Origin of the sequence: Pseudomonas sp. NBRC 111130 (assembly GCF_001320485.1) — a bacterium.
Lineage (GTDB): Bacteria > Pseudomonadota > Gammaproteobacteria > Pseudomonadales > Pseudomonadaceae > Aquipseudomonas > Aquipseudomonas vlassakiae.
The window spans coordinates 114,471-127,514 of sequence record NZ_BCBG01000013.1 but is presented as its reverse complement, the minus strand read 5'-3'; the positions used below and the strand labels follow the sequence as shown (position 1 = coordinate 127,514).

11 protein-coding genes and 1 pseudogene are annotated in these 13,044 nt (G+C 65.1%); 10 read left to right on the top strand and 2 right to left on the bottom strand.

Going from position 1 to position 13,044, the window contains the following annotated elements:
* The first annotated feature begins 45 nt into the window (after positions 1-45).
* The 10 genes from APH33_RS07610 (at position 46) to APH33_RS07565 (ending at position 10,566) form a co-directional block, all read left to right on the top strand.
* On the top strand, positions 46-1,368 hold the full coding sequence (locus APH33_RS07610; protein ID WP_054884546.1) for an aromatic acid/H+ symport family MFS transporter: 1,323 nt from the start codon (positions 46-48) through the stop codon (positions 1,366-1,368).
* Positions 1,369-1,397: 29 nt separating this feature from the next.
* On the top strand, positions 1,398-2,519 hold the full coding sequence (locus tag APH33_RS07605; RefSeq protein ID WP_054884545.1) for a muconate cycloisomerase family protein: 1,122 nt from the start codon (positions 1,398-1,400) through the stop codon (positions 2,517-2,519).
* Between the two features lie 211 nt (positions 2,520-2,730).
* Positions 2,731-3,021 (top strand): muconolactone Delta-isomerase, encoded by a 291-nt coding sequence (gene catC / locus APH33_RS07600; protein WP_003256111.1) that lies wholly within the window; start codon positions 2,731-2,733, stop codon positions 3,019-3,021.
* A gap of 38 nt (positions 3,022-3,059) precedes the next feature.
* The gene (catA, locus tag APH33_RS07595; protein ID WP_054884544.1) at positions 3,060-3,974 is read left to right on the top strand and encodes a catechol 1,2-dioxygenase; all 915 of its coding nucleotides are present in this window, start codon (positions 3,060-3,062) and stop codon (positions 3,972-3,974) included.
* 180 nt (positions 3,975-4,154) lie between these two features.
* A complete protein-coding gene (locus APH33_RS07590; RefSeq protein ID WP_054884543.1) occupies positions 4,155-5,354 on the top strand; it encodes a benzoate/H(+) symporter BenE family transporter in 1,200 nt (399 codons plus the stop codon).
* A gap of 54 nt (positions 5,355-5,408) precedes the next feature.
* Positions 5,409-6,659, top strand: coding sequence for an OprD family porin (locus APH33_RS07585; RefSeq protein ID WP_054884542.1), 1,251 nt, complete (start codon positions 5,409-5,411; stop codon positions 6,657-6,659).
* Between the two features lie 94 nt (positions 6,660-6,753).
* The gene (locus tag APH33_RS07580; RefSeq protein WP_054884541.1) at positions 6,754-7,833 is read left to right on the top strand and encodes a metal-dependent hydrolase; all 1,080 of its coding nucleotides are present in this window, start codon (positions 6,754-6,756) and stop codon (positions 7,831-7,833) included.
* Between the two features lie 3 nt (positions 7,834-7,836).
* Positions 7,837-8,544, top strand: coding sequence for a TraX family protein (locus tag APH33_RS07575; protein ID WP_054884540.1), 708 nt, complete (start codon positions 7,837-7,839; stop codon positions 8,542-8,544).
* A gap of 30 nt (positions 8,545-8,574) precedes the next feature.
* Positions 8,575-9,486 carry a LysR family transcriptional regulator gene (locus APH33_RS07570; RefSeq protein ID WP_054884539.1) on the top strand — a complete coding sequence of 304 codons (912 nt, stop codon included), beginning with the start codon at positions 8,575-8,577 and terminating at the stop codon, positions 9,484-9,486.
* A gap of 99 nt (positions 9,487-9,585) precedes the next feature.
* On the top strand, positions 9,586-10,566 hold the full coding sequence (locus APH33_RS07565; RefSeq protein WP_054884538.1) for an LLM class flavin-dependent oxidoreductase: 981 nt from the start codon (positions 9,586-9,588) through the stop codon (positions 10,564-10,566).
* Between the two features lie 147 nt (positions 10,567-10,713).
* Here APH33_RS07565 and APH33_RS07560 read toward each other — a convergent pair whose 3' ends face one another.
* Positions 10,714-11,811 (bottom strand): alkene reductase, encoded by a 1,098-nt coding sequence (locus APH33_RS07560; RefSeq protein WP_054884537.1) that lies wholly within the window; start codon positions 11,809-11,811, stop codon positions 10,714-10,716.
* Positions 11,812-12,027: 216 nt separating this feature from the next.
* Positions 12,028-13,038: pseudogene (locus tag APH33_RS07555) on the bottom strand (aldo/keto reductase).
* Between the last annotated feature and the right edge of the window lie 6 nt (positions 13,039-13,044).

Sequence of the window (13,044 nt, the reverse complement as noted above, 5' to 3'; positions counted from 1 at the left end):
CCGGCAACGCGTTGCTCCAAAACAACAACAAGAGAGACAGATGCCATGCGAACCCTTGACGTACACCCGATCATCGATAACGCCCGCTTCACACTGTTCCACTGGAGGGTCATGGCCCTGTGCGGCCTGCTGCTGATCTTCGACGGCTACGACCTGTTCATCTACGGCGTGGTACTGCCGGTGATCATGAAAGCGTGGGGCCTGACGCCATTGCAGGCCGGTGCACTGGGCAGCTACGCGCTGTTCGGCATGATGTTCGGCGCCCTGGCGTTCGGCAGCCTGGCCGACCGCATCGGGCGCAAGAAAGGGATCGCCATCTGTTTTGCCTTGTTTTCCGGGGCGACCATTCTCAACGGCTTTGCCAGCAGCCCCAGCGAGTTCGGTATCTATCGCTTCATCGCCGGCCTTGGCTGCGGCGGCCTGATGCCCAATGCCGTGGCGCTGATGAACGAATACGCGCCCAAGCGCGTGCGCAGCACCCTGGTGGCGATCATGTTCAGCGGCTACTCGCTGGGCGGCATGCTCTCGGCAGGTGTCGGCATCTTCATGCTGCCGCGCTTTGGCTGGGAGTCGATGTTCTTCGCCGCTGCCGTACCGCTGCTGCTGTTGCCGGTGATTCTCTATTACTTGCCTGAGTCCATCGGCTTCCTGGTGCGCCAGGGGCGTACCGAGGAAGCGCGCACGTTGCTCAAACGCCTGGACCCGGATTGCGATGTGCAGGCGGATGACGCGCTGCAGGCGGCGGATCGCAAAGGGGGTGGCCGCTCGGTGCTGGAACTGTTCCGCAACGGCCTGGCCATCCGCACCCTGGCCCTGTGGCTGGCATTCTTCTGCTGCCTGCTGATGGTCTACGCGCTCAGCTCGTGGCTGCCGAAACTGATGGCCAACGCTGGCTACAGCCTGGGGTCGAGCCTGTCGTTCCTGCTGGCCCTGAACCTCGGCGGCATGGCCGGGGCGATTCTCGGCGGCTGGCTGGGTGACCGCTACAACCTGGTCAAGGTCAAGGTGGCCTTCTTCATCGCGGCGGCGCTGTCGATCAGCCTGCTTGGCGTCAACAGCCCGATGCCGGTGCTGTACCTGCTGATCTTCATCGCCGGCGCCACCACCATCGGCACGCAGATCCTGCTGTATGCCGGTGCTGCCCAGCTCTACGGCCTGTCGGTGCGCTCCACCGGCCTTGGCTGGGCATCGGGCATCGGCCGCAACGGTGCCATCGTCGGCCCGCTGCTCGGCGGTGCGCTGATGGGCATCAACCTGCCGCTGCAACTCAATTTCATCGCCTTCGCCATTCCTGGCGCAATCGCTGCGCTGGCCATGGCCGTGCACCTGGCCAGCGGCCGGCGCCAGGCCCCTCTGGCGACGGCCTGATCATTCACTGACTGAACTGGAGCTTTTGCATGACAAGCCCGACCATAGAACGCATCGACGCGATCATCGTCGACCTGCCGACCATCCGCCCGCACAAGCTGGCGATGCACACGATGCAGCAGCAGACCCTGGTAATACTGCGCCTGCGCTGCAGCGACGGCGTCGAAGGCATCGGCGAGGCCACCACCATTGGCGGCCTGGCCTACGGCTACGAGAGCCCCGAGGGCATCAAGGCCAACATCGACGCCCACCTGGCACCCGCTTTGATCGGCCTGCCAGCGGACAACATCAACGCCGCCATGCTCAAGCTCGACAAGCTGGCCAAGGGCAACACCTTCGCCAAGTCCGGCCTCGAAAGCGCCTTGCTCGACGCCCAGGGCAAGCGCCTTGGGCTGCCGGTCAGCGAGCTGCTGGGCGGGCGCGTGCGCGACAGCCTGGAGGTGGCCTGGACCCTGGCCAGCGGCGACACCGCCCGCGACATCGCCGAGGCCGAGCACATGCTGGAGATCCGCCGGCACCGCGTGTTCAAGCTGAAGATCGGCGCCAACCCGCTGGAGCAGGACTTGAAGCATGTGGTGGCGATCAAGCGCGAGTTGGGCGAACGCGCCAGCGTGCGCGTCGACGTCAATCAGTACTGGGACGAGTCGCAAGCCATCCGTGCCTGCCAGGTGCTCGGCGACAACGGCATCGACCTGATCGAACAGCCGATCTCGCGCATCAACCGCGGCGGCCAGGTGCGCCTGAACCAGCGCAGCCCGGCGCCGATCATGGCCGACGAATCCATCGAGAGCGTCGAGGACGCCTTCAGCCTGGCCGCCGATGGCGCCGCCAGCATCTTCGCCCTGAAGATCGCCAAGAACGGCGGCCCACGCGCCGTGCTGCGCACCGCGCAGATCGCCGAAGCGGCCGGCATCGCCCTGTACGGCGGGACCATGCTCGAAGGCTCGATCGGCACATTGGCCTCGGCCCATGCCTTCCTCACCCTGCGCCAGCTGACCTGGGGCACCGAGCTGTTCGGGCCGCTGCTGCTGACTGAAGAGATCGTCAACGAGCCACCGCAGTACCACGACTTCCAGCTGCATGTGCCACGAACGCCAGGCCTGGGCCTGAGTTTGGACGAAACCCGCCTGGCGCGCTTCGCCCGCCGCTGAGACCACGGACTGAATGAAGACACAGAACCCCTGTGGGAGCGGCTTTAGCCGCGAAGCAGGCAACGCGGAGGATGGCACCGGCTGTGCCGGTGTTCGCGGGTAAACCCGCTCCCACAGGGATGGCACGGGCTTCGCCCGTGTTCGCGGGCATGCCCGCTCCCACAGGGACCGCACCCGCTTTTAGAGATCAGGCAAGACAGGAGATAACAACATGCTGTTCCACGTGAAGATGACCGTGAAGCTGCCGGTCGACATGGACCCGGCCAAGGCCGCGCAACTGAAGGCCGACGAGAAGGAACTGGCCCAGCGCCTGCAGCGCGAAGGCACCTGGCGCCACCTGTGGCGCATCGCCGGGCACTACGCCAACTACAGCGTGTTCGACGTGCCCAGCGTCGAGGCGCTGCACGACACGCTGATGCAGCTGCCGCTGTTCCCGTACATGGACATCGAGGTCGACGGCCTGTGCCGCCACCCGTCGTCGATCCACAGTGACGACCGCTGATTCAACCCTTTGCACAAGAACAAGACGAGGTATCCATCATGACCGTGAAGATTTCCCACACTGCCGATATCCAGGCGTTCTTCGAAGAGGCCGCCGGCTTTGGCAATGACCAAGGCAGCCCGCGCCTGAAGCGCATCATCCAGCGTGTGCTGCAGGACACCGCACGCCTGATCGAAGACCTGGAGATCACCGACGACGAGTTCTGGCACGCCGTTGACTACCTCAACCGCCTGGGTGGGCGCGGTGAGGCCGGGCTGCTGGTGGCGGGCCTTGGCATCGAGCACTTCCTCGACCTGCTGCAGGACGCCAAGGACGCCGCAGTCGGCTTGAGCGGAGGCACCCCGCGCACCATCGAAGGCCCGTTGTACGTGGCCGGCGCGCCGCTGGCCGAGGGTGAAGTGCGCATGGACGACGGCAGCGAGGAGGGCGTGGCGACCGTCATGCTGCTCGAGGGCCAGGTGCTCGACCCGCAAGGCCAGCCACTGGCCGGCGCCATCGTTGACCTGTGGCATGCCAATACCCGTGGTACCTATTCGTTCTTCGACCAGAGCCAGTCCGAGTACAACCTGCGCCGGCGCATCGTCACCGATGCCGAGGGCCGTTATCGCGCGCGCTCCATCGTGCCGTCGGGCTATGGCTGCGACCCGCAGGGCCCGACCCAGGAATGCCTGGACCTGCTCGGCCGCCACGGCCAGCGTCCGGCGCATGTGCACTTCTTCATCTCGGCACCGGGGCACCGCCACCTGACCACCCAGATCAACCTGGCCGGGGACAAGTACCTCTGGGATGACTTTGCCTACGCCACCCGTGACGGGCTGGTGGGTGAGGTGGTGTTCCATGAAGGGGCAAAGGGGCGCCATGCCGAGTTGAAATTTGATTTCCAGTTGCAGAAGGCGCACGGGACCGAGGACGAACAGCGCAGCGGGCGGCCGCGGGCGTTGCAGGAGGCCTGATACACCGCGCTGGCTTCTTCGCGGGCAAGTCGGATCGCCGCACCGCCGCTCCCACACAAACCTTGAGACCAGTGGTGAATCTGTGGGAGCGGCGGTGCGGCGATCCGACTTGCCCGCGAAGAAGCCGACACAAAACAAGAGCCAGCCACCAAGGCCGGCCGTAGCCTTGCGAGACGTCTCATGAAAACCCTGATCAAGGACTGCTCCCTGTCAGCCCTGGTCGCCGGCTGCATCGCGACCCTGATTTCCTACGCAGGCCCGCTGGTGATCATCTTCCATGCCGCCGAAGCCGCCGGCCTGTCCCACGCCATGCTGTCGTCCTGGGTCTGGGCCGTGTCCATGGGCAGCGCCGTGCTCGGCGCGGTGCTCAGCCTGCATTACCGGATACCGCTGGTGATCGCCTGGTCGATCCCGGGTTCGGCGCTGCTGGTCACCGCCTTGCCCCAACTCGGCCTGGAGCAGGCCGTAGGTGCGTACCTGATCGCCAACCTGGTCCTGCTGCTGATCGGCATCAGCGGGGCCTTCGACCGCATCATTGCGCACTTGCCTGGCTCGATTGCGGCCGGCATGCAGGCCGGCATCCTGTTCAGTTTCGGCACCGAGGTGTTCAGGGCACTGCCGGTGCAGCCAGTGCTGGTCCTGGCAATGTTCGCCACCTACGTGCTGATGCGCAGGCTGCAACCACGCTACGCCGTGGCCGCAGTGCTGTGCGTAGGCGCTGTGGTGACCCTGGCCAGCGGTGCCTTTCGCAGCGAGGCGCTGGTGCTGGAACTGGCCTCACCGCAATGGATCGCTCCGCAGTTCAGCCTGGCGGCAACCTTCAGCCTGGCACTGCCCCTGGTGCTGGTCGCACTGACCGGGCAGTTCATGCCGGGCATGGCGGTGTTGCGCAATGCGGGCTACGCCACGCCGGCCAGCCCGCTGATCAGTGCCAGCGCACTGGCCGGCGCGCTGCTCGCACCGTACGGTTGCCATGGCCTGAACCTCGCAGCCGTCACCGCCAGCCTGTGCACCGGGCATGAAGCCCACGAGAACCCACGTCGGCGTTATATCGCGGCGCTCGCCGGCAGTGCCCTCTATCTGCTGCTGGGGATTGCCGGGGCGACGCTGATGTCGCTGTTCGCCGCGTTCCCGGCCGCGTTGATCGCCGCGCTGGCCGGGCTTGCCCTGTACGGCGCCATCAGCGAGGCCCTGGCGCGTAGCCTGGCCGAACCCAGCGAACGCGATGCCGGGCTGTTCACCTTCCTGGTCACCGCCTCGGGGGTGTCCTTCCTGGGCCTGTCGGCGGCGTTCTGGGGGCTGCTGTTCGGCCTGCTGGCCCACGGGCTGCTGCGCCTGCGCCGCACGCAACCTCGCGAGGTGCTGCGCCGCACCCCCTGAAAACCCGTGTTCCCCGCGCCTTATCCATAACAACAAGATCAAGAGAGCTTCGGAATGAACCACACCCCTTGCGTCGCCATCGGGCTGACGTTGCTCAGCCCCTCCTTGCTCGCAGCCGAAGGCGGCTTCTTCGAAGATGCCAAGGCCAGCCTCAGCGCCCGCAATTACTACTTCAGCCGTGATTTTTCCGACATCGTCGGGGCCAACCAGCAATCCAAAGCCGAGGAATGGGCCCAGGGCTTCATCCTCGATTTCAAATCCGGCTACACGCCGGGCCCGGTCGGCTTTGGCGTCGACGCGCTGGGCCTGCTCGGCATCAAGCTCGACAGCAGCCCGGACCGGGTCAACACCGGCCTGCTGCCGGTGCATGGCGATGGTCGCGCCGCCGACGAGTACAGCCGCATCGCGCCTACCTTCAAGGCCCGGCTGTCGAAGACCGAGCTGCGCGTGGGCGAATTGCAGCCCAACCTGCCGGTGCTGACGTTCAGTGATATCCGCCTGTTGCCGCCGACCTACCAGGGCACCAGCATCAGCTCGGCAGAAATCGACGGGCTGACCGTGCAGGCAGGGCACCTGACCAGCACTCACCTGCGCAACGAGGGGGGGGACGGCAAGATGAACGCCATGCTTGGCCATGTGCCCCAGCGCCAGGCCGAGAGTGATGCGTTCAACTATGTGGGCGGTGACTATGCGTTCAACGCCAACCAGAGCAGTGTCAGCCTCTGGTACGGGCAGCTTGAAGATATCTACCACCAGGGTTTCCTTGGCCTGAAGCACAGCAAGCCGGTGGGGGACTGGGTGCTGAGCGCCAACCTTGGCTATTTCACCGCCCACGAAGACGGTGACGCGCTGCTGGGCAAGATCGACAACCAGGCGTTCTTCTCGATGTTCACTGCCCGGCATGGCGGCCACAGCTTCGGCGCCGGCTACCAGGGCATCTATGGCGACAGTCCGTTCCCGCGGGTATTCGCCAACATCTCGCCGTTGGGCAATGAAGTGCCGACCTATGAGTTCGCCTATACCGAGGAGCGTTCGTATCAGCTGCGTTATGACTACAACTTTGCGGCCATGGGCGTGCCAGGGTTGACCGCGACGGTTCGCTATATCACCGGCAACAATGTCGACACGGGCAAGGGATACGAGGGCAAGGACCGCGAGCGTGACCTGGACATTGGCTATGCGGTGCAGAGCGGGGTGTTCAAAGGGCTGGGAATTCGAGTGAGGAATGCCATGGCGCGGTCCAACTACCGGAGTGACATCGATGAGAACCGGCTGACCCTGGTGTACACCTGGCAGCTGTTCTAAGGCATCACCGGCCATTTGTTGTCACACAGCAGCGATTGCGCCACCCGGGTGCCGGGGGTTAGGTTTCCTCAATTGCCATTGAGGAAGCCTGACTTTGGACTCCATCACCCAAGCCGTGCTCGGTGCTGCGCTGCAAGGTACGGTCCTGGGCCGCATCCAGGGCCGGCGCTCGCTCATCTACGGCGCTGCGCTGGCCACCGTGCCGGACCTCGACGTGATCATCCGCTATGCCGACCCGGTGTCGCAGATGACCTATCACCGCGGTTTTTCCCATTCGCTCTTCGTCCTCACCGGGCTCGCCTTGCTGCTGGCCTGGCTGGTCAACTGGCTCGCCCGAACGCGCTGGCCCGACAAGGGCTACACCTTTTCCCGGCTGTTCCTGGCGTTCTGGCTGGTGCTGGTGACCCACCCGATCCTCGATGCATTCACGGTCTACGGCACCCAGCTGTTCTGGCCGCTGGCATTCACCCCGCTGAGCTGGGCGGCGGTGTTCATCATTGATCCGGCCTATACCGTACCGCTGTTGGCGGCCGTGATCCATGCGGCATTCAAGGGCCTGCAGGGCAGGGCGATACGGTGGTTGGGCATGGCACTGCTGTTCAGCACGGCCTACCTGGGCTTCGGCCTGGCCGGGCGCATGGCCGCCGAACAGCGCTTGCAGACCGCGCTCGATGCACAGGGCATTGTCGTGAGCGAGGTGCGCGCAGTGCCGATGGCCTTCAACAGCCTGGTCTGGCGGGTGCTGGCGAAGACCCCGGACGGTCATTACTACGAAGGCATCAGCAGTGCATTCGACCGCGATCCACCGGAGATGCAGCGCCTGCCGCTGAACCTTGACGCGGCGAAGGCGCTCAGCGGGTCTGCATTGCTCCAGCGCTTGCGCTGGTTCACAGGCGACTGGCTGCGCTATGACGAGGTCGGTGACGCGTTGGTGGTCACCGACCTGCGCATGGGCATCCCGGGCAACTACACCTTCCGTTTCAACATGGCCCACCGCGACAGCCAGGGACACTGGATCGTCGACCGACCAAGCCTGTGGCAGGGCAGCGGCGCGATGTTCGACCGAGACGACCTGGCGCTGATCTGGCGGCGCATCCTCGACCAGCAACCGCCTCTGCCACTGGCAGCCTGGACCAGCAGGTACCTGGGGCAGGCCGGCGAGCCAGGGCACTAAGGCGTGCGGTCGGCGGGGCTGGACCTGGTCAAGTGGGTGGCGATCGTGACCATGGTCGCCGACCATGTGCGGTTCATCTGGCCAGCGGCTGAAGGCTTGTTCATCGTTGGCCGGTTCGCATTCCCCTTGTTCTGCCTGGCCATGGCGGTCAACGTGGCGCGTGCCGGCGACATCAACCTGCGCTACCTCGGCTGGTTGCTGGCGTTCGCCGTATTGTCCGAAGCGCCGTATCGCTGGCTGGACCCTGACTCGCAGACCTTCAGCATCATTCCCACGCTGACCCTGGGGCTGCTGGTTGCATGGGGTGTACATTATCAGCAGGTTTGGGTCCGGCTGGGCGGGCTTGCTGCCGTTCTGCTCGCCGCGCTCTGCAGCGAGCGTCTGATGTATGGCCTGCCCGGTGTGTTGCTTCCCACTGGCTGGCTGCTGGCGCGTCGGCAGGGTGGGCTGGCGTGGCTGCTGCCTTGCCTGCTGGCCGTGGCGGGCAACCTGACCAACAGCTGGCTGCGCGGGCACCTCGGGGCCCCGGTGACCTTGATCACCATGGCCGCCGCGGCGCTGGCGATACCCGTCGGCTGCCTGCTGCTGCGGGCCGAGCATTGGCCGGTGCCAGCGGTGCGGCGCTGGGGCTATCTGTTCTACCCTGTGCACCTGTTGCTCATCAAAGCGCTTGTATCAGCCCTTGCAATGGCGCAAATCGCACCCATCTAAGCGGGTCTTTCGTATCCGCAGGAGCCCGCCATGGAACCCAACCGCTTCGGCGATATCGCCGCCTTCGTGAGCGCAGTGAAGGCTGGCAGCTTCACCGCAGCGGCAGCCAGCCTTGGCCTGACCCGCTCGGCGGTGGGCAAGAGCATCGCCCGGCTGGAAGCGCGCATGGCGGTGCGCCTGCTCAACCGCACCACACGCAAGCTGAGCCTGACCGACGAGGGCCAGGTGGCCTTCGAGCGTTGGCGGCAGATTCTCGATGATCTGGACGAGGTCGAGAGCACCATGGCCCTGCGCCGGGGCAAGCCAACGGGTACCTTGCGCCTGACCGCGCCGTTATCGTTCGGCCAGCGTCATGTGCTGCCGATCCTGGATGCCTACCTCAAGCAGTGGCCAGAGCTGCGCGCCGATATTCGATTCACCGACCGTTTTATCGACCTGGTGGAAGAGGGCGTCGACGTTGCCGTGCGTATCGGTGCGCCCAAGGAAGATTCGCAGCTGTTGACCCGCACGGTCGCCTGGCAGCAGTTCGTCACCTGTGCGTCACCCGCGTACCTGCACCAGCACGGTGTGCCGCAGGTGCCGGCAGATCTTTACGGGCATGACAAGATCGCCTTCCTCAGTGGCGAGAAGTCGATGCCGTGGCGCTTTCACACCGACGAAGGGCTGCACCTGTGCGAGGAGCCCGGGCGGTTGAACATCGACAGTTCCGAGGCGATGCTCGATGGTGCCCGGGCCGGTTTCGGCCTGATTCACCTGCCGACCTACATCACTGGCGATGACCTGCGGGCCGGTAGGCTGGTGGAGGTGCTGCACGACTATCGCCCACCGGCTGACCCGATCCGTGTGGTTTATCCGAGCAAGCGGCACCTGTCGCCACGGGTACGTGGGTTCATCGACCTATTGGTGGCGACCTGGGAACGAGGAGTGCCTTGGGAAGACTGATTAGGGACTTCAAGGCCCCTATGTGGGGCCTGAGGCCGGGTTTATCCCTGGCGCCGCAGCGCGGAAACTGGCGTCACTGATAATCCCTCTGGAGACCCCATGACTGCCCTGTCCGTACTGGATCTGGTCATGATCGGCGAAGGCAAGACCTTCGCCGACGCGATCGAAGAATCCCGCCAGCTGGCTCGCCACGTCGAGCAGCATGACTACCGCCGCTACTGGATCGCCGAGCACCACGACATGCCCGGCATCGGTTCGGCTGCCACTTCGCTGGTGATCAACGAAATCGCCAATGCCACCCAGCACATTCGCGTCGGCGCTGGCGGCATCATGCTGCCCAACCATGCGCCGCTGGTGGTCGCCGAGCAGTTCGGCACCCTCGACACGTTGCATCCGGGCCGTATCGACCTGGGCCTGGGGCGTGCGCCCGGTACCTCGGGGCCCACCGTTCGTGCCTTGCGTGGCGCTGCGCCGGAGCGTGATTTCAGCCAGGACATCGCCGAACTGCGCGACTACCTGGCCGACAACGGCAAGCGCCAGGTCCGCGGTGTGCCGGGCGCACACGAAGTGCCGGTGTGGATCCTCGGCTCCAGCCTGTTCGGTGCCGACCTGGCGGCGAAGCTGGGGCTGCCCTATGCCTTTGCCTCGCATTTCGCACCGCGTTACCTGCTGCAGGCGATTGCCCACTACCGGGCCAACTTCCAGCCTTCTGCACAATTGGCCAAGCCGTATGTAATGGTGGGCGTGAACCTGTTCGCCGCCGACAGCGATGCCGAGGCCGATTACCAGGCCAGCTCGCACCGCAAGTGGATGCTGGACCTGCATGTCGGGCGCTTCGGCTTGCTGCCCAAGCCGCAGGAAGGCTATGTGCAGAACTTGCCGGGCCATGAGCGGGCAGTGCTGGAGCAGGTGATGGCCTGCAGCATTGCCGGTGGGCCGGAGCGGGTGCGGGAAGGGCTGCGTTCGCTGATCGAGCAGACCGGAGCGGATGAATTAATGATCGATTGCCGGATCCATGATCCGTTGGCGCGTTTGCGCTCGCATGCCTATGCGGCGCGCGCTTTGGCCGAATTGCGTTAAACCTCATTGGCCTTTTCGCGGGCACGCCCGCTCCCACAGGTTCTGCACAGTGCTTGAAGTCCGTGCAATACCTGTGGGAGCGGGCGTGCCCGCGAAAAGGCCATTACAGGCAATAAAAAAGGGAGCTTTCGGGCTCCCTTTTCAGTATCAGGCCTGCTTGAGGAACGGATAGTCCGTATACCCCTCAGGCCCGTTGGCATAGTCGAACTGCGCCCGATGCTCGTTCAACGGCGCCTGCAGCCGCAGCCGCTCAACCAGGTCCGGGTTGGCAATGTAGCTGCGGCCGAAAGCCACGGCATCGATCAGGCCACGGCCGATCAAGTCTTCGCCTTTCTCGGCGGTATAGGCACCTGCCGCGATGATGACGCCTGGGTACGCGGCACGGATCTGCTCGCGGAACTCATCACGCAGCGGCTTGCCGCCTGCCCAGTCCGGCTCGGAGAGGTGCAGGTAGGCGAGGTTGCGCTTGGCCAGTTCCTTGATCAGGTACAAGCCGGCGGCTTCCTGGTCCTCGCCGTTGTCCACGCCATTGAAACCACCCAGCGGGAAGACACGGATGCCGACGCGCTCGGCGCTCCAGTTGGCGATTGCAGCGTCCACGGCTTCCAGAACGATACGCGCACGGTTTTCCACGCTGCCGCCATAACGGTCTTCGCGCTGGTTCGCGCTCGGGGTGAGGAACTGGTGCAGCAGGTAGCCGTGGGCGGCGTGCAGCTCGATGAAATCGAAGCCGGCCTCCCGGGCGTTGACGGCGGCCTGGCCGAAGTCGGCAACGATGGCGGCAATCTCGACTTCGCTCAGGGCACGGGGCGTGGAGGTTTCCACCCGCATCAGGTTGCCTTGCTCATCGCGCAGGGTGGTGCGGGCGTTGGCCGGCAGGGCCGATGGTGCGACCGGTGCTTCACCGTCGGGTTGCAGCGAGGTGTGCGAAACCCGGCCGGTGTGCCAGACCTGCACGGCACTGTGACCGCCATCGGCGTGGATGCCTTGGTTGACGACCTTCCAGGCAGCGATTTGCTCGGCGCTGTGGATGCCTGGCGAACCGGAGTAACCCTTGGCCTGGAAAGAGATCTGCGTGGCTTCGGTGATGATAAGCCCGGCGCTGGCGCGCTGACGGTAATACTCGGCCATCATCGGCGTCGGGACGTCGCCAGGCTCCAGGCTGCGCAGGCGGGTGAGCGGGGCCATGAACACGCGGTTGGGCAGGGTCAGGGGGCCGATCTGCAGGGGTTGCAAGAGTTTCATTGTTGCTCCAGAGGTGGGAAACCAATGGCGCGAACGATACCGGGATGATTGGGGAAAGGGGGGACCGGGACCCCGGCGTAGAGCTCCCCAATGCCATTTTCCTGTGCCGACCTCTTCGCGGGCTTGCCCGCTCCCACAGGGGGATCATTTCCTTGAGGAGGGTGATGAACCTGTGGGAGCGGGCAAGCCCGCGAAGAGGCCGGGACAGGAGAACACTCAGCGCCGAGCCAACCGCCCACTGACAAAATGCGCCACATCATTGAACCCTGGCGTAGACGCATGCCCCGGCGTCACCAGCGAATCGATGAATGCCTCGTCTTGCGCCGTGATCTTCACCTCCAGCGCCCCGCCATAGGTATCCCACTGAGCCTCAGTGCGCGGTCCGACGATGGCCGAGCTGACCAGCTGGCTGTTGAGCACCCAGGCAATCGCGAACTCGACCAGGCCCACGCCCTTGGCCTGGGCGTAATCCTGCAGCTGCCGGGCAATGGTCAGTGACTCCTGGCGCCATTCCACCTCCATGATGCGCTTGTCCTAGCGCGCAGCACGGCTGCCGGCCTCGGGCTCGGCCCCCGGTGCATACTTGCCGCTGAGCACGCCACGGGCCAGCGGGCTGAAGGGCACCACACCCAGGCCGTGATACGCGGCGGCGGTCATTTGCTCAGGCTCCGCCTGGCGGTTGACGATGTTGTACAGCGGCTGGCTTACCACGGGCTTGGCCACACCCAGGCGCTCGGCGAGGTTGCAGATCTCGGCGATGCGCCAGCCACGGTAGTTGGACACCCCCCAGTAACGGATCTTGCCCTGCTGCAGCAGGTCACCGATGGCCCGCACGGTTTCTTCCAGCGGGACCTTGTGGTCTTCGCGGTGCAGGTAATAGACGTCCAGGTAGTCCAGGTGCATGCGCGTCAGCGTGGCATCGATGCCATTGAAGATGTGCTTGCGCGACAACCCGCTGCGGTTGGGCAGGCCATCGGTGGGCCCCATGCCGACCTTGGAGGCAACGATCCAGTCCTGGCGGTGGCGCGCCACCGCTTCGCCGACGATCTCTTCGGAGCGGCCGGCGTTGTACACGTCGGCGGTGTCGATGAAGTTGATGCCCTGGTCCCAGGCCTTGTCGATGATCCGCAGCGCATCCTCGGTGCCGGTCTGCTCGCCGAACATCATGCTGCCCAGGGTCAGGGCGGAGACTTGCAGGCCGGATTGGCCCAGGGGACGGTAGATCATGCCGAG

What these genes read in the sequence shown, in the direction of transcription:
- APH33_RS07610 (WP_054884546.1), top strand. Translation starts at nt 46, where the DNA reads ATGCGAACCCTTGACGTACACCCGATCATCGATAACGCCCGCTTCACA.
- APH33_RS07605 (WP_054884545.1), top strand. Translation starts at nt 1,398, where the DNA reads ATGACAAGCCCGACCATAGAACGCATCGACGCGATCATCGTCGACCTG.
- catC (WP_003256111.1), top strand. Translation starts at nt 2,731, where the DNA reads ATGCTGTTCCACGTGAAGATGACCGTGAAGCTGCCGGTCGACATGGAC.
- catA (WP_054884544.1), top strand. Translation starts at nt 3,060, where the DNA reads ATGACCGTGAAGATTTCCCACACTGCCGATATCCAGGCGTTCTTCGAA.
- APH33_RS07590 (WP_054884543.1), top strand. Translation starts at nt 4,155, where the DNA reads ATGAAAACCCTGATCAAGGACTGCTCCCTGTCAGCCCTGGTCGCCGGC.
- APH33_RS07585 (WP_054884542.1), top strand. Translation starts at nt 5,409, where the DNA reads ATGAACCACACCCCTTGCGTCGCCATCGGGCTGACGTTGCTCAGCCCC.
- APH33_RS07570 (WP_054884539.1), top strand. Translation starts at nt 8,575, where the DNA reads ATGGAACCCAACCGCTTCGGCGATATCGCCGCCTTCGTGAGCGCAGTG.
- APH33_RS07565 (WP_054884538.1), top strand. Translation starts at nt 9,586, where the DNA reads ATGACTGCCCTGTCCGTACTGGATCTGGTCATGATCGGCGAAGGCAAG.
- APH33_RS07560 (WP_054884537.1), bottom strand. Translation starts at nt 11,811, where the DNA reads ATGAAACTCTTGCAACCCCTGCAGATCGGCCCCCTGACCCTGCCCAAC.